The organism is Paenarthrobacter sp. PPS72 (assembly GCF_048537125.1).
Taxonomy (GTDB): domain Bacteria; phylum Actinomycetota; class Actinomycetes; order Actinomycetales; family Micrococcaceae; genus Arthrobacter; species Arthrobacter nitroguajacolicus_E.
This window is the reverse complement of sequence record NZ_JBLYIE010000050.1, coordinates 75,027-97,453: the sequence shown is the minus strand read 5'-3', so window position 1 is coordinate 97,453 and position 22,427 is coordinate 75,027. Positions and strand designations below refer to the sequence as shown.

The following is a 22,427-nucleotide window of genomic DNA, read 5'->3' as shown; positions in this document are numbered from 1 at the left end:
AGCAACGCACCATGGACAACAACGGAGTTGGATCCTGGCTGCACCGGCGCCGGATCAAGTCCGGGAGCAAAACGGCCCTTATATCCGGTGATGAAACCCTGAGTTACGCGGACCTCGCAGACCGGACCGACCGCTTGGCCAACGCCCTCAAGGACAGGGGAGTCACCAAGGGAGACAGAGTGGCCTACCTCGGTGAGAATCACCCGTCTTTCGTGGAGACGTTCTTCGCCTGCGGACTGCTGGGCGCCATCTTCGTCCCGTTGAACACCCGCCTGGCGGCTCCGGAGCTACGGTTTCAACTGCGAGACTCAGGCGCACGACTCCTCATCAGCGCCGCGTCGTTGGAGACAGTCGCCGCCTCATCCTGCGTGGACACCGACGTAACCCACCGTCTTGTTGTGGCGCCCGACGGCGGCAGTGACGGTTCCGTTGTTAAGCTGCCATCCGGCGTCGAGCACTATGGCGAGGTGCTCGAGGCGGCAACCGCTGCGCCCCTGGATGAAGCGGTGACACTGGACGACGCCGCCATGATCCTCTACACGTCCGGCACCACCGGCAAACCCAAGGGCGCGTTGTTGACGCACGGCAACATCACCTGGAACTCCATCAACACGGTGGTGGACATGGACCTGAACCGCAACGATGTAGCACTCATGATCTCGCCGCTGTTTCACGTTGCGTCTTTGGATATGGGCCTGCTTCCCATGCTGCTCAAGGGTGCCACTGTGGTGCTCGAAGCCAAGTTTGACGCCGGCCGAGTACTGGAGTTGGTGGGGCAGCATGAAGTCACTACGCTCAACGGCGTCCCCACCACCTTCCAGATGCTCTGCGACCACCCCGGATGGTCGACGGCGGATCTCACGTCCCTGGACAAGCTCACCTGCGGAGGTTCAGCGGTTCCGAACCGGGTCCTGGAGGCCTATGAAGCGCGTGGCATTGGTTTCACCAGTTGCTACGGCATGACCGAAACTTCGCCCGGGGCCACCATGTTGCCTGCGGCGAGGTCCAAGGAAAAGGCAGGCTCCGCCGGGCTGCCGCACTTCTTTACGGACGTGCGGATTGCCGATCCACTGGGCGGCGTTGCTGCACTTGGTGAGGTGGGTGAGATCCAAATCTCCGGCCCCAATGTCATCAAGGAGTACTGGAACCGGCCCGAAGCCACCGTCGAAAGCTATTCAGATTCGACGTGGTTCCGCTCAGGCGACATTGGCTATCAGGACGGCGAGGGCTTCCTGTTCGTCTCGGACCGTATCAAGGACATGATCATTTCCGGCGGCGAGAACATCTACCCCGCCGAGGTGGAGGCCGCCATTGCGCAACTGCCTGCCGTGGGGAGCGTGGCCGTGATCGGAATCGATGACCCGAAATGGGGAGAAGTGCCCCGGGCTATCGTCACCCTGCGTGATGGCGAATCCCTGACGGAGGAGCAACTGCGTTCGCATCTGGAGGGCAGGCTGGCGCGGTACAAGATACCCAAGTCAGTGGTATTCGTTGAGGAAATGCCGCGAACCGCCAGCGGGAAAATCCGGAAGATGGACCTTCGAAAGCACTACGCACAATGAACCGGCGGGGGCTGATTACCAAATTTTCCGGAGCGCCGAGCTGACGGAGCTGGATGCCAGGTACGCCGTGGAATTGTATGGCGGAGAGGTGGTCTATGTGCACAACGTGGCCCTCCGGTTTGGGGCAGCGGAGGATATCGCCAGGTTGAACAAGGGAGAGGACGTGGACCCTGCGCTGATTTACTTCCGGTGCAGCCCACGGTTTTCCACGGCCGCGCCGGAGTGGGCTTGGCTCAACCACACCATCATGGTTGGAGTGGGACGCCGCCGGCCCGGATCGGTGGAAATCGACGTCTTCGCTGTGGCCTAGCGGTTCGGACGCTGTTTCAGGAGCTCTCAGGCACGAAATATTCCGTTATCAAGCTAAATCCGGGTTAATTTCCTCCATCGAACTGCCTAATTCGCTGCCGGGGCATTACGATAAGCACGACTCACTCTGAGCAAGACGCATCATCGACTCACACCTAACCCGGGGGATATACCAATGAGCACTTACCCGCAACAACCGCAACAGACCGAGCAGTACGGTGCACAGGCCGGCGAGCCGCCGCTGTGGGCTCCGTACTACGGCGCTCCGATTGGCGCCGCTGTCAAGCGTTTCTTCAAGAAGTACACAGCGTTCAGTGGCCGCGCCAGCCGCAGCGAATACTGGTGGGTCGCCCTTGCACTGGGCGTCATCGGGATCGTCCTGCAGATCCTCACCGGTATTCTTGGTGCCGCAGGAGCAACCGTCAGCGCCGATGGAACCACCACGGTTCCGGGCCCCGGGGCCGTCGTCGGCCTCATCCTGATTTTCGCCTTCTACCTGGCGGTCCTTATCCCGTCCATCGCACTGCTGGTTCGTCGTCTGCACGACGGCAACTTCAGTGGCTGGCTGGCACTGCTCGGACTTATCCCGTTTGTGGGTGGCCTTGCCATTCTGGTCTTCGCGCTCCTGCCGTCCAACCCGGCCGGCCAGCGTTTTGACCAGCCGACTGCATAGTCAACAACGCACCAAGTAATTCGTTCCAAGTAAAAGGGCGGCACTTCGCGTGCCGCCCTTTTTCGTGCCCTTTTGGTGTCCATTTCGTGCTCCGTAACCAACACCGTGAAATGCTGTGACTGACACGGATTCGACCCCAACGACGAGGAGTTCCATGCCCAACCCTCCACAGATGAGGACCATCAAGCGTTGCGCCGTGGTTGGTGGCGGGATCATCGGCGTCGCCGTGGCGCGGGAACTGGCGAACAAGCTCGACGACGTCCAGGTCACCGTCTACGAAAAAGAAGACCGGCTCGCCGCACACCAGACCGGGCACAACTCGGGTGTGGTTCACGCGGGCCTCTACTACGAACCCGGCGGGCTGAAGGCAAAACTGTGCCGCAGGGGAGTGGAGCTCCTGCAGGAATTCTGCGCCATGAAGAACCTTCCCTATGAAGCCTGCGGCAAGCTGGTCATCGCCCAGACACCCGAGGAATCAGATCGCCTGGACAACATCTTCGCCCGCGCCACAGCCAACGGAGTCCCGGGCGCACGGATGCTGCAAGGCGAGCAGATAAGCGAGGTGGAGCCGAACGCCGTCGGGCTTTCCGCATTGCACTCACCGGAAACGGCGATCGTTGACTACACGGCCATCACCAACGCGCTCGCCGACGACGTCCGCAGCTCCGGCGGGACCATCCGCCTAGGGCAGGAGGTTATCGCGATTGAGCAGCGGGATAGCGGGGTGGTGGTCAGTACTCAGGACGGAGGTGAACACTACGACCTCGTGGTGGCCTGCGCGGGTCTCCAATCGGACCGCGTGGCCGAGTCGACCGGTGAACCGGCTACCCCAAGGATCGTGCCGTTCTTCGGGCAGTACTTCCTCCTGGGCGAGGAAGCCCGGGAACAAGTGCGCGGCCTCATTTACCCTGTGCCGGACCCCAAGCACCCGTTCCTCGGCGTGCACCTGACAAAACGCATCGACGGCGAAATGATGCTCGGGCCGAATGCGTTCATCTCCTTCGGCCGGGAGTCCTACGCGTGGAACGAAGTGAATGTGCGCGACGTCCTGAGCTATGCGCTTTTTCCAGGGTTCTGGAATTTCGCCCGGCAAAATGTGCCATCCGCCGTTCGTGAATTCCAGACCGTGGTGAGCAAGAAGAAATTCATTCGCGAGGCCATGCGCTTTGTCCCCTCGCTGGAAGGCGCCACCATTCTTCCCGGCACCCGCGGGGTGCGCGCCCAGGCCATGAACGGTGACGGTTCACTGGTGGACGACTTTGTGATCGCACGACGCCGGGACACGGTTTTGGTGCGCAACGCGCCGTCGCCGGGGGCTACTTCGTCCATGGCGATAGCGGAGTACATCGTGGAGCAGGCTTTGCAGAGTAGCTAGTTTTGCCCGGCCGACAAGATGATAAGCAGCACCAAAGCGTTGTTGACCGAATGCAGGAGTACGGGTGCCCAGAGGTTGTGGTGGAATCTTTTCAGAAGCGCTAAGGCGACACCGAGCATAAAGAGATAAACGAAGGTCAACAGGACCAAGTGAACAGCGGCAAAGATTGCCGCTGATATTGCCACCGCTGCAAAGGGCCTGAGGCGTTGAGTCAATCCGCTCAGGAAAGCCCCCCGGAAGAGGACTTCTTCCCAAAGAGGAGTCAACACGGCAACGATGAGTACAGCCAGGCCGATCAGCGGCGCCGGAAGGGCGGCGACGCGGCTGAGGGCGCCGTTGGGGGAACTGGCGGCAGCGCCATCCACGCCCAAGAGGCTGAGAAGTCCCAGGAAGAGTCCCTGCGCGCAGGCGGAAGCCAGGATAGCTGCCGGAATCTGCCAGAGTAAGTGCAGCATGCGAGCGTCAAAGCGCCGGAAGCCGAGCATTCTTGGAGTGAGGCGGTTCCTGCGAATCAGATGTACGTATGTTGCCAGCAACGCGGCTGCTGTTGCCCCTCCGAGGATGACTGGAACTGCGATTTCTTCAGTGAAGTGGACCAGGCCCGACAATCCCGCTCCAACCACCGCCAGACAAACTGCGGCAACGTACACAGCAATCCACATAAGGGCCCACCAGGCCTGCTTCAGCGATATTGCCGCGGGCGGCTGGGAAGGTGTCCCAAAGCGGTCAATAGAGTCAGTCGGCAAAAGCATCCCCCGGGTGTTCATCATGCGAGCCTAGCCGAGTAGTTAACAAGCCCGTGACCAACCGGAAACTGTTTCCAAACCCGGGCTGGATACCGTTGCCGCATGATCGGATCACTAGTCTCGCTTGCCAGTTCAGTCGGGACCGCCATAGCGGCCTGGATCGAGGCGGCCTACGTCCTGGATTGCACTGGCCCGTCAGCGGAGGAAACCCGTGCAGACGGGCAAGGAACAATGAGTGACTTGGCCTGGCTCCCGGCCCTCAGCGGAGTCACAGTAGCCAGTGCGCAGGCCATCCAATCGCACGCCGCGAGGACGAATATGGAGTCCTAGGAGCCGCTCGAAAAGCTGCAGGATGTCGCGTTGGGCACACCATTCGTTTATCGCGTGTAACATGCCCTAAACTGCTTCACTGAGGTGCCGGAATAGGCACTATGCAGCAACGAAAGCGAACCCTCAATGGCTACTGATTACGATGCCCCGCGCAAGACAGAAGAAGAGTCTCCCGCCGAGTCGCTTGAGGCCCTCCAAGCATCCCGTGGGAACACTGCGCAGACTGCGGTCATCGACGTCGAGGAAAACGATACCGCCGAAGGAATCGACCTTCCCGGCGCCGATCTTTCCGGTGAAGAACTGACCGTCATTGTGGTCCCGGAGCAGTCCGACGAATTCACGTGTGGATCCTGTTTCCTTGTCCGCCACAGGTCCCAGATTGCGCTGGAAAAGAACGGTCTTAAGTACTGCAAGGACTGTGAAGGCTAAGTAACGCCCCGGTCTCGTTATCTTGGGTTACGGACATGGGCTCAAAGAGCCCTTCAGCGGCCTCTAATCAGCTGTGGAACTGCCCGTTAATGACCCTCTTGTGACCACAACTTCGCCCGTTTAACGGTTGCGCCCCGAAGCGGCCACAACCCACCCAAAGCCTCCGACGCGCCCCTACTGTTGAAGTATCAACTTCGCCTGAAGGGGGCACAAAAAATGAGGAAATTTGGAGCGGGTCTGACAGCGGTTCTGGCAGCCGCCGGACTCGGTCTGGTGGCACCGGGCCCAGCCTCGGCAGCAACATATTGCGGTATCTCGTGGGGTTCCATGGCCAAGGCCGACCTCGACTGGAGCGCCGCCAACGTCACCAACGTTCGCACGGGGCAACAGGCCTGCTACGACCGCTTGGTGATTGACATGACCGGCAAAGTGGCCGGTTTCGTGGTTCAGTACGTTCCGGTGGTGACCCAGGATGCCACTGGCTACCCCATTCCGGTGCTGGGTGATGCTGATCTGCAAGTGATGGTGACGGCGCCGTCGTACAACCAGTACAGCCAGCCGACCTACGAGCCGGCAGCCAAGGCGGAACTGTCCAACGTCTCCGGGTACCAGACGTTCCGCCAGGTTGTTTTCGCGGGAAGTTTTGAGGGGACCACGAGTATAGGTCTGGGGGTCCGGGCGCGGCTTCCGTTCCGGGTCTTCACCTTGGACGGGCCCGACGGCGGTTCGCGCCTGGTGGTGGACGTGGCACACCGCTGGTAGGGACTTCCGCTACTCGCCTAAAACACGGGAAAGCGGCCAGTTCGCTGGAAACTTCCCTGCGAACCGGCCGCTTTCCCACGAACTTGGTGGAAGGCGAACTTGCGGCGGTTACTCCGGTACCACCAGCGCCGGGGTGTCTTTCCGGATGGTCTCGCCACGGAAGAATCCGGGGCGGACACGGGACATGATCACCATGACCACTGCACCCAGGGCCAGGATCCCGATGCCGAGGACGAACACGAGCCCCACTCCGAAGATCTCCGAGCCGCTGCCAAACTCGGGAGCCCAGCTATCCACGGCGGTCTGCAGGAACACCACGAACAGGCCCACGCCGCCGAACAGCGGGCATACGAGCCGCAGGAAGAAGTTCCTGGCGCTGGAGAACACGCTGTTACGGAAGTACCAGACGCATGCGATCGCCGTGAGCCCGTAGTAGAAGCAGATCATCAGGCCGAGGGCCAGGATGGTGTCGTTCAGAACGTTTTCGCTGATCACGTGCATCACCGCGTAGAAGCCCGCGGACAGGACACCAGCCGCAATGGTGGCGAAGCCCGGCGTCGAGAACTTCTTGCTCATGTGGCTGAAGCGTTCCGGAAGGGCACCGTAGTGCGCCATGGCCAACAGGCTGCGCGAAGGCGATGTGAACGTGGACTGCAGGGATGCTGCGGAGCTGGAGAGCACGGCGAGGGACATGAGGATTGCGAACGGACCCATCACCGGTGATGCGAGTGCGGTGAAGACGTTGGCGTGGTTTTCCTCGTTGTTCAGGCCGATGCCGGTGTCACCAACGCCTGCGAACATCAGCGTCGCGATGGTGATCAGGAGGTAGATGCCCAGGACGATCACGGCGGTCAGGGTGCCGGCGAGACCGGCGGTTTTCTTGCCGTTGGCCGTTTCTTCGTTCACCGTGAGGCAGACGTCCCAGCCCCAGTAGACGAAGATCGACAACGAGATACCGGCAGCGATCTGGCCGAAGGTCTCGATCTTGGTGACGTCGAACCAGTCCCAGCTGAACGGAACAGCAGTTTCGGACGTGGACCAGTTGGCGAACGCCATGGCGACGAACAAGCCGAGGACCAACAACTGGAAACCAACCAGGCCGTACTGGACAATCTTGGTGGTGTGCAGGCCTCGGTAGCTCACCCAGACAGCAAGCGCCACGAAGACGAAGCAGGTGGCAACGTTGAGCAACTTGTTCGAGGCGAGGTCCGCGAGCTCGGGTGAACCCGTGGCCTGTGCGAGGAACAGGTAGAAGAAGTCCACGGCGACGCCGGCCAGGTTTGACAGGACGATGATGTTGGCTGCGAGCAAGCCCCAGCCACCCATCCAGCCCACCCACGGTCCGAAGGCCTTGGTGACCCATGTGAAGGTGGTGCCACTGTCCGGGGAGTCTGCGTTGAGTTCCCTGTAGGCAAGCGATACCAGGATCATCGGGATGAACCCGATGAGGAAGATGACGGGCAACTGCAGCCCGACTTCATTGACGGTTGGACCGAGCGCACCGGTGAGGGTGTACGCCGGCGCAATAGTTGAAATGCCAAGAACGACGACGGCGAGGAGCCCCAACTGCCCCGTCTTCAGTCCCTTGCCGCTGATCTCGTGCGCCTCTGCAGCTTCATTGCCGCTGCGGCGGATTGTCTGGCTCATGTGAGGCCCTTTCTAGATGGCCGAAGGTTGCTGCTGCGTAATGCAGTGGATACCGCCGCCCCGGGCGAAAAGCTCGCGCGCGTCAACACCGATCACGCGGCGTCCGGGGTAAGCGTCGGCGAGAATGCGGAGGGCTTTCTCGTCCATGGGGTCGTTGAATGTGCAGGCGATAACTCCGCCGTTGACCACAAGGTGATTGATGTAGCTGTAGTCCACAAACCCCTCGTCGTCGGTAAGAATCTCCGGGGCGGGAACTTCCATGATGTTCCATTCCCGGCCCGCTGCGTCATGGGTGGTGCGCAGGAAGTCGATGATCTCGCGGGAGACCGTGTAGTCCGGGTGTTTAGGGTTCTGCTGGGAGTGGACCAGCAACGTGCCCGGGCTGGGAATGGCGGCCACGATGTCCACGTGTCCGCTGGTTCCGAACTTCTCCGAGTCACGGGTGAGGCCTCGAGGAAGCCACACCACGTGGGTGGCGCCGATGGTACGGGCCAGTTCCTGCTCGATGTCCGCTTTCGTCAGCCCGGGGTTACGGCCCTGATCCAGCTGGACGGTCTCGGTGACCAGGACTGTGCCTTCACCGTCAACTTGAATGCCACCGCCCTCGTTGACGATCCCCGAGGGGATGTGCCGGGCGTCGGCGCGGCCGCTGATGTCCTCGGCAATGAACGAATCCTTGTCCCAGGCGGCCCAGTCCTGGCCGCCCCAGCCGTTGAAGATCCAGTCCACGGCCCCCAGCTGCCGGTTGGAATCCAGGACGAAGGACGGACCGATGTCCCGCATCCAGGCATCGTTGAGCTCAGCGCTAATTACCTCAACGCGTGGGTCCAAATAACGGGCGGCCGTGTGGACGTCGTCGGGCGTTACCACCATGGTGACGGGCTCGAACTCAAGGATTACGTTGGCAACTGCCGCCCACGTGGAACGTGCTGCGTGGGCCTCCTCTTCTGTGTCACCAAGGGTGTAGCCGCCGGTGGGGAATGCCATCCAGACCCGGTCCTGGGGAGCGGTTTCCGATGGCATACGCCACGCGCTCACGCGGTAACTGCCTGAGTTTGCTGCGTTTTTGCTATGCCGAGCGGGGCGTTGGGGTGCCCCGCTTGGGCCGGGGGCCGGCAGGTTGCCGGACCGGTGGTCAGGGAAGCGAAGGCTTCCGAGTGTCTGATTTCAATCATGGGGGTTACTCCGTGAGACGACTGTCACTAAATGAATAGCGTTCATTTAGTATGACGGGAGTCACCCTTGAGCGCAAGGCGGCTTTTTTGTGACGCGCCCGGCGTCCAGCTCAGAGCGTAGGGAGGGTCAGGATCTCGGCTCCGTCGTTGGTGATGGCGATGGTGTGCTCGCTGTGGGCAGTGCGGCAACCGGTCGAGCTGCGCAATGTCCAGCCGTCTGCGTCGGTGACAAGCTGGGCGGTGTCGGCCATGACCCACGGCTCCAGGGCAAGCAGCAGTCCCGGGCGCAGCTTGTACCCGCGGCCAGGCCGGCCCATGTTCGGTACGTGCGGCTCCTGGTGCATGGTGGAGCCAATGCCGTGGCCTCCGAACTCGGTGTTGACGGGGTATCCCGCCTCGCTGAGGACCGAGCCGATGGCGTAGGAGAGGTCGCCGATGCGGGCGCCGGGCCGGGCGGCCTCTATGCCGGCGCGGAGGGCACGTTCCGTGGCTTCGATCATGGCGACACTCTCAGCCGGCTTGGTTTCACCCACGATGAAGCTGATGGCGGAGTCTGCTGCGATTCCGTCCTTCAAAACCGCCAGATCCAGCGTCAGAAGGTCGCCGTCCGCCAGTTGGTAGTCCGTGGGCAAACCGTGCAGAACGGCGTCGTTGACGCCGGTGCAGATGTAGTGGCCGAACGGTCCGCGACCAAAGGAAGGAGCGTAGTCCACATAGCAGGAGACGCCCCTGGCCTCGAGGATCATGCTTTTGGCCCACTGATCAATGTCCAGAAGATTTGTGCCCACGGTCGCGCGGCCCTTCAGTGTGTGCAGAATGTTGGCCACCAGGGTGCCGGCCTCCTTGGCGCGGCCTAGTTCGGTGTGGCTCAGGATCTCAATCATGGGGGCCCTCTCGTGTGGATACCAATAACTATCCCGGCCATATTATCCCGGTATTACAATTGGAGCCATGGTCAGATTGCCGCTTACACCCGCGGAGGCCGAGCGTGGACAGCGCCTCGGTGCTCTTTTGCGTCGCGCCCGGGGTGATCGCTCCATGCTGGAGACGGCTCTGGAAGCCCGCGTCTCGCCCGAAACACTCCGAAAGATCGAATCAGGCCGGGTGGCAACGCCTGCGTTCCCCACTGTGGCTGCCATCGCCGATGTCCTGGGGCTCTCCCTGGATGAAGTGTGGGCGGAGATTAATCAGCGGGAGAGTAGGGTTGAGTCCGGCTCGCGACAGAGTGCACGTGAATGGTTGGCGTCGTAGCCGCAGCCGTTGGCAACCTCAGCGTTTTAGGCACTCAACGTTTGGGTCGCGCCCGCACGTGAAGCCGTTCGCCCTGCTGGCCGAAGAGGGTTAGCAGCTCAACCGGTTCTTTGGTAGCGCTGGCAAACCAGTGCGGGGTGCGGGTATCGAATTCCGCCACCTCGCCCGGTTTTAGAACAAAGTCGTTCTCGCCCAGCACCAACCGGAGCTTGCCGTTGAGAATATACATCCAGTCATACCCCTCATGTGACTGGGGCTGGGGGATCTCTTTGCCGGTTCCACTCTTCAGCACCATCTTGAAGGCCTGAATGCCGCCGGGGCGACGCGTTAGGGGAACGGCCGTTCCCCATTCGTGAACGTGGGGCTTGAGGTGAATCCGTGGGTCGCCCGTTTCCGGGGCGTCAATGAGTTCTTCCAGCGGCACCTGATACAGCCGCGCTATGGGGAGAAGAAGCTCCAGGGTCGGTTTACGTTGACCCGATTCCAGTCGCGAGAGCGTGCTGACTGAAATGCCTGTACCTTCCGAAGCTTCCGCGAGGGTCACATTGCGTTGGGTCCGCATGGCGCGCAGGCGGGGGCCGACGGCGTCGAGCATTGAATTGAATTCCGTAGTCATGCCTTCAGTTTGCCATATTGGCAAACTTCCTTGCTGTTCCCGATCGCCCTGATAAACCATGGAAGAAGCGGCGCAGGGCCGCCGGATCTATGGAGGCATGTGTGAATACGGAAACTGAGAACAGCCACGCGGAGGAGTACGACGCCGTTGTGGTGGGAGGTGGCGCAGCTGGGTTAAGTGCGGCGGTGACCCTGGGCAGGGCCTTGCGGTCCGTCCTTGTCGTCGACGCCGGCGAGCCGCGGAATGCGCCCGCGGCCGGGGTGCATGGATTCCTGTCGCGGGACGGCATCAATCCCCGGGAGCTACTGGAACTAGGGCGAGCGGAGGCGCTTCAGTACGGGGCGGACGTCGTGTCCGGCGTCGCTGTGGGGGCACGCTCGACGACGGACCCGGCGAACGCTTCCGAGCTCGCCTTCGAGGTGGACCTGGCAGACGGCCGAACGATCACAGCACGCCGCCTGCTGGTGACAACCGGTCTGACGGACATCCTGCCTGAGATCGACGGCATCCGTGAACGCTGGGGACGTGACGTCCTGCACTGCCCCTACTGCCACGGCTGGGAGGTCCGGAACAAAGCGATCGGGATCCTGGGGTCAGTGCCAATGGCTTTGCATCAGGCATTGCTGTTCCGCCAGTGGAGCCCCAACATCACCTTGTTCCTCAACGATGTTGTGGAACCCACAGAAGAACAGTGGGAACAACTGGCTGCCCGGTCCATCACCGTGGTGGACGGAAAGGTTCAGGCCTTGCAAGTAGCTGACGACGCTTTGACTGGTGTCGTCCTGGCATCGGGAACCATCATTCCCGCGGACGCTGTAGTCACCGGACCGCGGCTGGAGGCGAGGTCCGGAGTCCTGGAATCCCTGGGCGTCCCCATAGTGGAGCACCCCATGGGCGTAGGAAACCATGTAGAAGTCAACCCCCTCGGAGGGGCCACGTCCGTGCCCGGAGTGTGGGCCGCCGGAAACGTCACGGACCTGACCGGCCAGGTGATGGCCTCCGCAGCCGCAGGTGTCATGGCAGGCGCTGCAATCAATGCCGATCTGATGATGGAGGAGACCCGGCTGGCTGTAGAGGAAGCACGCCGGTCAGCACTCATCCGCTAGCCAGATGATCACAACGCACAAAACCATCGACGTGAAGACCCTGTCCGAGGACGATTAAAGGACAGCCGTTGAAGGAGGTTGGTATGTGCTACGCGTACTACGACGACTTCGAGCGGCGCACGAAGAAGGACTCCGCGCGCAAGCCTGAAGCACGCACATCAGAGACACCCAAGGACCAGGAACCAGTACAGAGCCGTCCGCGGACGGAAGGAACGCTGTGGACTTTCCTGGCCCGTCGTCGCAGGGAATCCGAGGTTACGGAACCGAAGATCGACCGCATCCGTGAGAAAGTCTAGGAATTCCCGGACTTGATCGAAGAAGCTGGACCGGATCAAACAAAGTAATCACAAGGAAAGGCGCTGCGCTCGCAGCGCCTTTCCTTTGAGGCGGGAGAAAGATCAGCGGCCTAGGACTTGGTGGCCAGGAACTCCCGGGCAGCTGTCACCAGCGCTTCCGTTCCGCGTGCCAGTGTCGGTTGAATAACCGGGGCAAAGTACGGCGAGTGATTCGACGGTATGTCCTCCGGAAGACGACCCGTTGTGGCGAATTCCTTGAACAAGGCAGGCTCGGCACCTCCCAGGAACCAGAAAACCAGGGGAGCGCCGGCGGCCTTCGCCAAGGCTCCTACGTCTTCGCTTCCGGATACGGGGCCGGGGTCAATGATTTGAGTCTCGCCAAACTTTGCCTTGAAAGCCGCAGACACCCTCTCGGTGGCAGCTTGGTCGTTGACGGTCAGCGGGAAGTGCTCTTCGAAGTGAATCTCCGGGTCCTTGGGCGCACCTGAAGCTGTGGATTCGCCGTTGGCAATACGCTCAATGGACCCGAGGATTTTGTCCCTGGTGGCATCACTGAATGTTCGGACGCTGAGGCCCAAGGTTGCCGTTTCGGGAATGATGTTGTTCTTGGTTCCGGAGTGAATTTGCCCCACAGTGACCACTGCGGAATCATTCGGGGCGAGTTCACGCGACACAATGCCCTGCAACCGGACAGTGGTTGCAGCAGCCATCAGGACCGGGTCAATAGTGGTCTCCGGACGTGATCCATGGCCTCCCCGGCCATGCAAGGTGATGTTCAGGGAATCGGCGGATGCCATGGTGACGCCGGGACGGATACCGAACCATCCGGCGGGGAAGGGGGCCACATGCTGGCCCAGGACGACATCGGGTTTCGGCACTGCGTCGTACAGGCCATCGGCAACCATGGTTTCTGCCCCGCCGCCCCATTCTTCGGCTGGCTGGAACAGGGCGATCAGCGTGCCCTGCCACTCATCACGCTCCGCAGCCAGGATTTCCACCGCACCAACAAGACAACTCACATGCACGTCGTGGCCGCAGGCGTGCATGACCGGCATTTCCTTGCCCTCATGATCAACACCCCTGGCCGTGCTTGCGTAGTCCAGACCCGTTGCTTCCTTGACCGGCAGCGCGTCCATGTCCGCCCTGAGCATCACCACCGGCCCGGGACCATTCTCCAGGACACCAACCACCCCGGTCTTTCCAATATTGCGATGAACGGTGAAGCCAAGTTCTTCGAGATATCCGGCGGCGATCCCTGCTGTCCGCGTCTCCTGGAAGGACAACTCTGGATGGGCGTGCAGGTCCTTGTAAAGCTCTTCGATGTCAATGGTCATGAGTCTGCCCTTTTCAGTCGATGCCTGGTCCGGCCAGTGTATCCAGCCCGAAGCTGCAAAGACCGGGAAGCCCCGGCACACTGGATGGCATGAACGATTCTGAATCAGCCACGACGCAGCGATCCACTGTTGAGGAATGGACCAAGGCTTTGGCGGAATCCACAGGTTCGCCAGGCGGAGGTGCCGGGACCGGGGTCATGCTCTCCATTGCGGCTTCCCTGACGTCCATGGTGGCCGGGTATACCGAGGCAGGGGAGGAGCAGAGCGAACAGCTCACCGCCATCCACTCCCGGGCCCACGAACTACGGCAGGCTGCCCTTCAACTAGCCGACGACGACGCTTCCGCCTCCAACGCCTTCGGCGCTGCCTTCCGTCTGGATCCCGGTCCGGAACGCGAGGACGCAATTCATCAAGCCTCGGTAGATGCCGCGAAGGCATCAGCGGTCCTTGGTGAACGGGCCATCATTGCGATTGAAGATCTGGGTTGGCTTGCTTCCAACGGCAATCCAGCGCTCATCGCCGATGTAGTGGTCGGCTTCGGTGCGCTCCGCGCAGCCATAGCCGGAGCCCGAACGAATGTGAGCTTCGACCTCGCATCCCTGACCTCCGCAGGCGCCACGTTGGAGGAAGTCCGGGAACAGCACCCAGAGCTTTGGGACACGGTCAGCAGGCTCAGTAACGCCCTCGACAGAATTGACGACCTTACAGCCGGAGTCGATAAAAAAGCGGCGCCGACCGAAGCGTTGTGAGGCCCGGTTTGCGTGCTAAATCCCCACGGAACCACGCATAGCAGGCCCCACAACGGCGCTGTGCCTACTGCGCCTTGGGCACACGCCGAAGCACGACGGCGGCGAGTACTGCCGCGCCGGCCATCAGTACCAGCCCAATCGCCGCAGTGATGTGGACGCCGGACTCGAAGGCAGTCCGGGCGGCGATTGTGAGCGCCTCTGACAATGGAGCCGGAAGGGCGGCCGCGGCGTCGACGGCGCCGGCGAGCGTCTCGGTGGACTTGCCGGCTGCTTGCCCGGATACGCCGTCCGGGATGACGACGTTGTGCTGGTAGGAAGCAGTAAGGATCGAGCCGAGCACCGCTGTTCCCAAGAGCGACCCCAGCTCATATCCCGTTTCGGAGATGGCCGAGGCTGCGCCGGACTTGTCAGCCGGAACGGACGCCAGGATGAGATCGTTGGAGATGGTCTCGGCAGCACCCACACCAACGGCCAGCACCGTCAGGGCCGACAACAGGAACACCGGTCCGCTGCCGTGATCGCCCACAACCACAATCAGGTAGCCCACGGCGCTGAGCATCAGGCCCGCGGCCACCACGAATCCGGGACGGACCCGCTTGACCAGCGGCACAACGAGCAGGCCCGCGATGACCGTTGCAAGGAGTGCCGGAATCATGGCGATACCGGCCTCCATGGGGGACTGGCCTTCAACAAGTTGCAGCTGCTGGGCGAAGAAGTAGATGAAGCCAGTCATCGAGAACAAGGATAAGACGTTCGCCACGATTGCCGTGCTGAACACCTTGTTCTTGAACAGGGCAACGTCCAGCATGGGGTTCTCGATCCTCTGCTGGCGACGCACGAACAAAATGCCCATCACTACACCGAAGCCCATGAATGCTGCAGCGGAGGCACTGAAGCCGTGGACCGCGAATTCCTTGATGCCGTAAACGAAGGGCGCCATGGTAACCACGGACAGAAGAATGCCGGGCACATCCACCCGGCCGGGATTGGCGTCCTTGGACTCGGGAATCAGGACACGGCCGAAGGCCAGCAAAGGCAGGAGCAGGAAAGCTGCCACCAGGAAAACGGCACCCCACCAGAAGTGCTCCACCAGCCAACCACCGAAGATCGGACCAAGGGCGGCGCCGCCGGAGAAGCCGGCAGCCCAGACGGCGATCGCGAGCCGGCGCCGGTTGGGATCGGTGAAGATGTTCCGGATCAGGGACAGGGTTGAGGGCATCAGCATGGCGCCGAAGATGCCGAGGCCTGCGCGGCCCGCGATGAGCCATTCAGCGGAAGGCGCGAAGGCTGTAGCAGCCGAAACCGCCGCGAAGCCCGTGCTGCCGATCAGCAGCAGCCGGCGTCGTCCGATCCTGTCGCCCAGGTTGCCCATGGATACCAGCAATGCCGCCAGCACCAGCGGGTAGGCGTCGACAATCCACAGCAATTGGACGCCGCCCACGTCCAGGGAGCGGGCGATTTCAGGCAGGGCAAAGGTGAGCGCGGTGTTGTCGACGGCCACCAGCAGCACCGGAAACATCAGGAGTGCCAGAGCCGTCCAGTCGCGCCACGGTGCTGCCTGGACCTTAGCGGGTTGAGCGGAACGGGGTGCTTGGGTTGAGGGCGGCGAGAACATGTCACTTACTATACCGTCCAGACGGTACAGTTTCAAATAGAACCCGCTAAGCCTTTAGGGAATGATGGACACATGCCACGAAAACCAGTTGCCCGGGACGCCGTCCTGGATGCCTTCGAAGCCCTCCTTATTGAGGTGGGGGAGCGTGCTGCCACGCTCGACGCCGTCGCCAAGCGGGCAGGGGTGTCCAAGGGCGGGTTGCTGTACCACTTTCCTAATAAGGAAGCGCTGATTACTGCCCTTCTGGAGCGCTTGGACCTGCTCGCGGACGAAGATACCGAGCTGATGAAGGCGTCGCCGGATGGTTCGGCCGCCTACTTCATCCGCTCCTCGCTCTGGGCGGATACGCCCATGGACCGGGCCTTCGTCGCGGCCACAAGACTGGCTGAAGTGGCGCACGAGGAAACCCGCCGCAGGTTCGCCGCGATCCAACAACGGTGGCTGGATGTGCTGGCAGAGGACGTGGGGCCGGAGGTTGCCAAGGCCGTCAGCTATATGGGCGATGGCCTCTATTTCAATGCGATCTTTGAGGGCGGACAGGAAGGCGGCAACGCCGGGCGGGAGGCCGACGTCGACATCCTGCTGGGAGTCCTGGAGCGGCTGCGGAACTAGCGGTTCGCCCATTTGCTGCAGAGCCCGCCGCGTAGGACAATTAACTCTTGTGGCATGCCCAACAACTTGCCCACACACAACTGAACATGCCTTTGATCTGCGGCGGGAGAGTCCTGCAAGCACGTGATGCAGGCGCCGTAGGAGCAAACCCTCCCCAGGAATCTCTCAGGCCCACGCACCGCCGCGGCGAGGCAACTCTGGAAAGCAGCAGGTACTCAAGGAACCTCAGGGTTATTGAGAGCTGTGCTCACCGACGGTGCAAGCGATGGTTGTTCACCCAACGCGCGGAAACTCTCAGGTCCAATACAGAGCGGGGAGGAACCCAGCCGCTGTGGCGTACCCAAACGCTGCCCAAGTAATGGAGTTCCTTCGTGACGGTTAGTTCTGCCTCCACCACCTTCGTCGATCGGCATATCGGCGCCCGCCGCCAGGCCGACATTGAGACCATGCTCAAGTCCGTCGGCTACGACACCGTTGATTCGCTGGTCGACACCGCCGTCCCGAACGACATCCGCCAGGACGTTGCCCTCACCCTTGAGAACGCACTGAGCGAAGTAGAAGTCCTGACTGAGCTGCGCAAACTTGCGTCCAAGAACAAGACCGCTGTCCAGATGATCGGCCAGGGCTACTACGACACCGTGACGCCGCCGGTGATCCGCCGCAACATCCTTGAGTCCCCGGCCTGGTACACCGCCTACACCCCCTACCAGCCGGAAATTTCCCAGGGTCGCCTCGAAGCACTCCTGAACTTCCAGACCATGGTCCAGGACCTGGTGGGCCTGCCGATCGCCAATGCATCCTTGCTGGACGAAGCCACTGCCGTTGCCGAAGCCGTCCTCATGATGCGCCGCGCCAACAAGAACAAAGCTGTCCAGGACGGGAAGACCGTCCTCGACGCCGACTGCCTCCCGCAGACCATCGCCATCGTCAAGGGACGCGCGGAGGCCCTTGGATTCGAGGTTGAGGTGGCTGACCTTACCCTCGGCCTGCCGGAAGGCGCCATCAATGGCGTTGTCCTCCAGCAGCCCGGTGTTTCCGGCCGCGTTTTCGATCACTCGGCCGTGATCGCTGACGCCAAGGAACGCGGTGCACTGGTCACAGTCGCTGCCGATCTCCTGGCCCTCACGCTCATCACCCCTCCCGGCGAGCAGGGTGCGGACATTGCCGTTGGTTCCGCGCAGCGCCTGGGCGTTCCGCTGTTCTTCGGCGGCCCGCACGCCGCCTACATGGCAGTCCAGAAGGGCCTGGAGCGTTCCATGCCCGGCCGTCTGGTGGGTGTTTCCAAGGACGACGCCGGTGTCCCCGCCTACCGCTTGGCGCTGCAGACCCGCGAGCAGCACATCCGCCGCGAGAAGGCCACCTCCAATATCTGTACTGCCCAGGCACTGCTGGCGATTGTGGCCTCGATGTACGCCGTGTATCACGGCCCCGAGGGCTTGAAGGCGATCGCCGAAACCGCCCATGGTCACGCGCGCACCCTCGCAGCGTCACTGAAGGCTGCCGGCGTCGAGGTCCTTCACGGTTCCTTCTTCGACACCATCGCCGTCCGCGTTCCCGGCAAGGCGGCCGAAATCGTTGCCGCTGCCGAGGCCAAGGGCATTAACCTGCGTCCCGTCGACGCCAACACTGTTGGTATCTCGGTTGACGAGACCACGACTTCCGGCGTTGTGGCTGATGTCGCGGCGGTCTTCGGAGCTTCGGTGCCCGAGTCCGCTGAAGGCTTCGCGCTTGAAGGTTCCGTGGAGCGCACCAGCGACTTCATGCAGCACCCGGTGTTCAACACGCACCGCTCCGAGACCCAGCTCCTGCGCTACATCCGTAAGCTCTCGGACCGGGACCTCGCACTGGACCGCACCATGATCCCGCTGGGTTCGTGCACCATGAAGCTCAACGCCACCGCCGAAATGGAGGCTATTTCCTGGCCGGAGTTCGCCTCCATCCACCCGTTCGCTCCAGACTCCCAGACCGAGGGCTGGCGTGAACTCATCACCGACCTCGAAGCCCAGCTGACCGAGATCACCGGCTACGACCAGGTCTCCATCCAGCCGAACGCCGGATCCCAGGGAGAGCTCGCCGGCTTGCTGGCCATCCGCGGCTACCACCTGTCCCGCGGCGACGAGCAGCGCAACGTCTGCCTCATTCCCGCATCTGCCCACGGCACCAACGCCGCCTCGGCAGTGCTGGCCGGGATGAAGGTGGTAGTTGTGGCCACTGCGCCTGATGGCACCATCGATCACGTTGACCTCAAGAACAAGATCGAAGCCCACCGTGACGCCCTCTCGGCCATCATGATCACCTACCCGTCCACACACGGTGTGTACGACGCCGACGTCCGCGAAGTCTGCGACGCCATCCACGAGGCCGGCGGTCAGGTCTACATCGACGGCGCCAACCTCAACGCCCTCGTAGGCCTTGCACAGCCGGGCAAGTTCGGAGGGGACGTGTCACACCTGAACCTGCACAAGACCTTCTGCATCCCGCACGGTGGTGGTGGCCCCGGTGTTGGCCCGGTTGCTGCCAAGGCACACCTGGCTCCGTTCATGCCGGGTGACGCGGCTTCCTGGACCGAAGGCAACGACGTCCCGATTTCGGCATCCCGGTTCGGTTCCGCCGGCGTCCTGCCCATTTCCTGGGCGTACGTGAAGCTCATGGGTGGCCAGGGCCTCACCGAAGCAACCAAGTCCGCGTTGCTGGCGGCGAACTACATCGCTTCGCGACTCAATGACCACTTCCCGGTCCTCTACACCGGTGAAGGCGGGCTCGTGGCCCACGAGTGCATCCTGGACCTCCGCGAACTAACGGCCAAGACCGGCGTCACCGCGGAGGATGTTGCCAAGCGCCTGATCGACTTCGGCTTCCACGCTCCCACCCTGGCCTTCCCGGTTGCGGGCACTTTGATGGTGGAACCCACGGAATCCGAAGACCTCGTGGAAATCGACCGCTTCATCGAAGCCATGATCACCATCCGCAAGGAAATCGACCAGGTAGCCCACGGCGACTTCGCCGTGGAGAACTCGCCTCTGCGCAAGGCACCCCACACGGCTGCCGCCGTCGTGAGTTCTGATTGGGACCGCGCCTACCCGCGTGAGCAGGCCGCCTTCCCGGTCCACCACCTCAAGCAGGACAAGTACTTCCCGCCGGTGGGTCGCATCGACGGCGCAGCCGGAGACCGAAACCTGGTCTGCTCCTGCCCGCCGATCGAAGACTTCGAGAACTAAGGGGTTCCGGAAAAATGACTGAGAACTACACAGCTCTTTACGAAGAGCACAAGAAACTCGGCGCGTCCTTCACCGACTTCGGTGGCTGGCAGATGCCGCTCAAGTACTCCTCGGAGTTGGCTGAGCACCACGCCGTCCGCAAGTCCGCAGGCCTGTTCGACCTCTCCCACATGGGCGAAGTCTGGGTCACCGGCCCCCAGGCTGCCGCGTTCCTGGACTACGCCTTGGTGGGCAAAATCTCCGCCATGGCGATCGGCAAAGCCAAGTACTCGCTGATCTGCCAGGAAGACGGCGGCATCATCGATGACCTCATCACGTACCGCCGTGGGGATGAGAAGTTCCTGGTGGTTCCTAACGCCGGCAACGCTGCAGTTGTGGCCGCGGCGTTGCTGGAGCGCGCAGCCGGTTTCGACGTCGTCGTAGAGGACGCTTCCGCTGACACCTCGCTGATTGCTGTTCAGGGGCCGCTCGCTGAAGCGATCCTGCTTCGTCTTGTGCCCACGGGACAGCACGCACTGGTCACTGACCTCAAGTACTACGCGGCGGTTGACGTTCCGTTCACGTTCGACGGCGGCACGCAGGAACTGCTGCTGGCCCGCACCGGGTACACGGGCGAAGACGGCTTCGAAATCTTCGTAGCCAACGAGTCCGCTGCTGCTTTGTGGCAGGCCATCGCTGGCGTCGCTGAAGAAGGCGAGCTCACCCCGGCCGGCCTCGCCTCCCGCGACTCACTCCGCCTCGAAGCCGGTATGCCTCTTTACGGCAACGAACTCTCCCGCGAAGGCAACCCCTTCGCAGCGGGGCTCGGTCCCGTGGTGGGGCTGTCCAAGGAAGGCGACTTCGTCGGCAAAGACGCGCTCGCTGCCCTCAAGGCTAATGGTGCAGGCTCCACGAGTGGACGCAAGGTCGTTGGCCTCAAGGGCCTGGGCCGCCGGGCCGGACGAGGCCACTACCCGGTCCTCAAGGACGGCGCCGTGGTTGGCGAAGTCACCTCCGGTCAGCCCAGCCCGACCCTCGGCTACCCGGTAGCGTTGGCGTATGTCGACGTCGAATATTCAGAGCTTGGAACAGCGCTGGACATCGACCTTCGGGGCAAGAGCGAGCCGTTCGAAGTGGTCGCACTGCCGTTCTACAAGCGCCAAAAGTAACTCCCGGTTTCATCAGCACACGTAAAGGAAACAGAATGCCCAAAGTAGCGCCCGAACTTCAGTACTCCGACGAACACGAGTGGGTTTCCCGCGGAGACGGTAACTCAGTGTCCGTTGGTATCTCCGAGGTTGCCACCGACGCTCTGGGTGACATCGTGTACGTTGACCTGCCCGAGGTCGGTTCTTCCGTGACTGCAGGCGAGACCTGTGGTGAGGTTGAGTCCACCAAGTCCGTTTCGGACCTGTACTCTCCGGTCACCGGCGAGGTCACCGAGATCAACGACGCCGTTGTCTCGGACCCGGCCCTGATCAACAACGACCCCTACGGCGCCGGCTGGTTGTTCAAGGTGGCAGCCGAGTCCGACGGCCCGCTGCTCTCGGCAGAGGAATACGCCTCCAAGAATGGCGGAGACCTCTCCTAACATCCTCCCGACCGAGTCCGATTCGGGGGTTCGCTGCTGGATATGCCGTGCGCACGGCATGTTCTGCAGCTAGACCCCGAATTGGGCGCCGGGATGGCCCTCGCCAGGGCCCCTTTGGGCTGGCGTCCGGAAGCGGGCGTCCAAGGGAGCTTCGCGTCCGCCCAGCGGGCGCTTCTGCGACCGAGCCCGCGGAGGACGTTGGCCCAACGGGCCAGAACCCATTGGCCTCCACCACCGGCCCACTGTGGCGTAGCGTGGGATTGTAGAACTGAATAAAATTGCGACGCCGGGTTGCCGCCTTTGGGGGCCATCCGGCGTCGTGCTTCGGTCGACCTTCGCCACAAGCGGGGGCGGCCCTCCGGCAGGACCATCTGCCGGACCGTTTTCAAGCTTTGTTAAGGAATCCCGACCATGGCTGTTGGCGTTTTCGATCTGTTTACTGTGGGTATTGGCCCCTCGAGTTCTCATACTGTTGGGCCGATGCGTGCCGCTGCGGTGTTCGCTGGGGAGCTCAAGGACGCTGGTGTCCTGGGCTCGGTGGCGGGCTTGCGGGTTGATCTGTATGGTTCGTTGGCTGCGACGGGTCGTGGGCATGGAACCATGACGGCTACGCTGCTGGGCTTGGAGGGGTATCACCCCGAGAAGATTCTGCCTGATGAGGTGGAGGAGCGGTTGGCGACGATCGCTGAGACGGGTGTGTTGAACCTGGCCGGTGCGTCCGGGGACGGCGTGGAGCTGCCGTATGCGGTGGAGGATATGGTCCTGCATCCGTTGACGGTGTTGCCGCGGCATACGAACGGGATGAAGTTTGCTGTTTCTGATGCTGGGGGGAACGTGTTGCGGGAGGCGACGTTCTTTTCGGTTGGTGGTGGGTTCATTGTCCGGGAGGGTGAGGAGAACGCGGCTCAGCAGGAGTTGGAGGAGTCCAAGAAGGAGTTGCCGTTGCCGTTCAGGACGGCGGCGGAGTTGATGGGCCGGTGTGCGTCCAAGGGGTTGGGGATCAGCGACATCATGTTCATCAATGAGCGGGCGTCCCGGTCGGAGGAGGAGAT

General features: G+C 62.2%; 23 protein-coding genes and 1 riboswitch. Of the genes, 16 read left to right on the top strand and 7 right to left on the bottom strand.

The features are described 5' to 3' along the window. The first annotated feature begins 11 nt into the window (after positions 1-11). The 4 genes from menE to lhgD all read left to right on the top strand — a co-directional run bounded on the left by menE (position 12) and on the right by lhgD (position 3,919). On the top strand, positions 12-1,562 hold the full coding sequence (menE, locus tag ACLRGI_RS18785) for an o-succinylbenzoate--CoA ligase (RefSeq protein WP_419203055.1): 1,551 nt from the start codon (positions 12-14) through the stop codon (positions 1,560-1,562). Then, positions 1,492-1,872 (top strand): DUF3237 family protein, encoded by a 381-nt coding sequence (locus ACLRGI_RS18780; RefSeq protein WP_419203054.1) that lies wholly within the window; start codon positions 1,492-1,494, stop codon positions 1,870-1,872. Before menE ends, ACLRGI_RS18780 begins: the two co-directional genes overlap by 71 nt. Positions 1,873-2,046: 174 nt before the next feature. Further along, entirely contained in the window at positions 2,047-2,544 is a 498-nt protein-coding gene (locus ACLRGI_RS18775) for a DUF805 domain-containing protein (RefSeq protein WP_419203053.1), read from the top strand. A 154-nt stretch (positions 2,545-2,698) separates the two neighbouring features. Then, complete coding sequence (gene lhgD / locus ACLRGI_RS18770) at positions 2,699-3,919, top strand: L-2-hydroxyglutarate dehydrogenase (RefSeq protein WP_419203052.1); 1,221 nt, start codon at positions 2,699-2,701, stop codon at positions 3,917-3,919. Here lhgD and ACLRGI_RS18765 read toward each other — a convergent pair. Continuing rightward, entirely contained in the window at positions 3,916-4,689 is a 774-nt protein-coding gene (locus ACLRGI_RS18765; protein ID WP_419203051.1) for a CPBP family intramembrane glutamic endopeptidase, read from the bottom strand. The two genes, lhgD and ACLRGI_RS18765, sit on opposite strands and share 4 nt — an antisense overlap. A 78-nt stretch (positions 4,690-4,767) precedes the next feature. Here ACLRGI_RS18765 and ACLRGI_RS18760 point away from each other — a divergent pair, with 78 nt between their 5' ends. The 3 genes from ACLRGI_RS18760 to ACLRGI_RS18750 all read left to right on the top strand — a co-directional run bounded on the left by ACLRGI_RS18760 (position 4,768) and on the right by ACLRGI_RS18750 (position 6,186). Then, complete coding sequence (locus ACLRGI_RS18760) at positions 4,768-4,995, top strand: hypothetical protein (RefSeq protein ID WP_419203050.1); 228 nt, start codon at positions 4,768-4,770, stop codon at positions 4,993-4,995. A gap of 126 nt (positions 4,996-5,121) precedes the next feature. Further along, entirely contained in the window at positions 5,122-5,424 is a 303-nt protein-coding gene (locus tag ACLRGI_RS18755; RefSeq protein WP_017199882.1) for a DUF4193 domain-containing protein, read from the top strand. Positions 5,425-5,640: 216 nt separating this feature from the next. Continuing rightward, complete coding sequence (locus ACLRGI_RS18750; RefSeq protein ID WP_419203049.1) at positions 5,641-6,186, top strand: AMIN-like domain-containing (lipo)protein; 546 nt, start codon at positions 5,641-5,643, stop codon at positions 6,184-6,186. Between the two features lie 108 nt (positions 6,187-6,294). Here the strand turns inward: ACLRGI_RS18750 and ACLRGI_RS18745 are convergent, their stop codons facing one another. The 3 genes from ACLRGI_RS18745 to map form a co-directional block, all read right to left on the bottom strand. Next, on the bottom strand, positions 6,295-7,833 hold the full coding sequence (locus ACLRGI_RS18745) for an APC family permease (protein WP_419203048.1): 1,539 nt from the start codon (positions 7,831-7,833) through the stop codon (positions 6,295-6,297). A gap of 12 nt (positions 7,834-7,845) precedes the next feature. Next, positions 7,846-8,856, bottom strand: a complete 1,011-nt coding sequence (locus tag ACLRGI_RS18740; protein ID WP_419203086.1) for an agmatine deiminase family protein — start codon at positions 8,854-8,856, stop codon at positions 7,846-7,848. A 262-nt stretch (positions 8,857-9,118) separates the two neighbouring features. Continuing rightward, positions 9,119-9,892, bottom strand: coding sequence for a type I methionyl aminopeptidase (gene map / locus ACLRGI_RS18735; RefSeq protein ID WP_419203047.1), 774 nt, complete (start codon positions 9,890-9,892; stop codon positions 9,119-9,121). 67 nt (positions 9,893-9,959) lie between these two features. Here map and ACLRGI_RS18730 point away from each other — a divergent pair, with 67 nt between their 5' ends. After that, positions 9,960-10,259: a helix-turn-helix domain-containing protein gene (locus ACLRGI_RS18730; RefSeq protein ID WP_419203045.1), complete on the top strand. Its 300-nt coding sequence runs from the start codon at positions 9,960-9,962 to the stop codon at positions 10,257-10,259. 34 nt (positions 10,260-10,293) lie between these two features. On the opposite strand, the gene ACLRGI_RS18725 is transcribed toward ACLRGI_RS18730, so the two are convergent. Next, complete coding sequence (locus ACLRGI_RS18725) at positions 10,294-10,875, bottom strand: helix-turn-helix domain-containing protein (RefSeq protein ID WP_419203044.1); 582 nt, start codon at positions 10,873-10,875, stop codon at positions 10,294-10,296. A 101-nt stretch (positions 10,876-10,976) separates the two neighbouring features. Between ACLRGI_RS18725 and ACLRGI_RS18720 the strand changes: the two genes are divergently transcribed. Further along, positions 10,977-11,981: an NAD(P)/FAD-dependent oxidoreductase gene (locus ACLRGI_RS18720; protein WP_419203043.1), complete on the top strand. Its 1,005-nt coding sequence runs from the start codon at positions 10,977-10,979 to the stop codon at positions 11,979-11,981. Between the two features lie 83 nt (positions 11,982-12,064). Next, a complete protein-coding gene (locus ACLRGI_RS18715) occupies positions 12,065-12,277 on the top strand; it encodes a hypothetical protein (protein ID WP_419203042.1) in 213 nt (70 codons plus the stop codon). A 110-nt stretch (positions 12,278-12,387) separates the two neighbouring features. On the opposite strand, the gene ACLRGI_RS18710 is transcribed toward ACLRGI_RS18715, so the two are convergent. Next, entirely contained in the window at positions 12,388-13,611 is a 1,224-nt protein-coding gene (locus ACLRGI_RS18710; protein ID WP_419203041.1) for an amidohydrolase, read from the bottom strand. An 89-nt stretch (positions 13,612-13,700) separates the two neighbouring features. On the opposite strand from ACLRGI_RS18710, the gene ACLRGI_RS18705 reads away from it, so the two are divergent. Continuing rightward, complete coding sequence (locus ACLRGI_RS18705; protein WP_419203040.1) at positions 13,701-14,360, top strand: cyclodeaminase/cyclohydrolase family protein; 660 nt, start codon at positions 13,701-13,703, stop codon at positions 14,358-14,360. A gap of 64 nt (positions 14,361-14,424) precedes the next feature. Here ACLRGI_RS18705 and ACLRGI_RS18700 read toward each other — a convergent pair whose 3' ends face one another. Then, the gene (locus ACLRGI_RS18700) at positions 14,425-15,975 is read right to left on the bottom strand and encodes an MFS transporter (RefSeq protein WP_419203039.1); all 1,551 of its coding nucleotides are present in this window, start codon (positions 15,973-15,975) and stop codon (positions 14,425-14,427) included. 72 nt (positions 15,976-16,047) lie between these two features. On the opposite strand from ACLRGI_RS18700, the gene ACLRGI_RS18695 reads away from it, so the two are divergent. The 5 genes from ACLRGI_RS18695 to ACLRGI_RS18675 form a co-directional block, all read left to right on the top strand. Next, complete coding sequence (locus ACLRGI_RS18695; protein WP_419203038.1) at positions 16,048-16,587, top strand: TetR/AcrR family transcriptional regulator; 540 nt, start codon at positions 16,048-16,050, stop codon at positions 16,585-16,587. Positions 16,588-16,680: 93 nt separating this feature from the next. Further along, positions 16,681-16,778, top strand: a riboswitch (glycine riboswitch). Positions 16,779-16,958: 180 nt separating this feature from the next. Beyond that, positions 16,959-19,805 carry an aminomethyl-transferring glycine dehydrogenase gene (gene gcvP, locus ACLRGI_RS18690; protein ID WP_419203037.1) on the top strand — a complete coding sequence of 949 codons (2,847 nt, stop codon included), beginning with the start codon at positions 16,959-16,961 and terminating at the stop codon, positions 19,803-19,805. Between the two features lie 14 nt (positions 19,806-19,819). Beyond that, positions 19,820-20,953: a glycine cleavage system aminomethyltransferase GcvT gene (gene gcvT, locus ACLRGI_RS18685; RefSeq protein WP_419203036.1), complete on the top strand. Its 1,134-nt coding sequence runs from the start codon at positions 19,820-19,822 to the stop codon at positions 20,951-20,953. A gap of 35 nt (positions 20,954-20,988) precedes the next feature. After that, on the top strand, positions 20,989-21,375 hold the full coding sequence (gene gcvH, locus ACLRGI_RS18680) for a glycine cleavage system protein GcvH (RefSeq protein ID WP_419203035.1): 387 nt from the start codon (positions 20,989-20,991) through the stop codon (positions 21,373-21,375). Positions 21,376-21,786: 411 nt separating this feature from the next. Beyond that, a partial coding sequence (locus ACLRGI_RS18675) for a serine dehydratase beta chain (RefSeq protein ID WP_419203034.1) occupies positions 21,787-22,427 on the top strand: 641 nt, incomplete at its 3' end.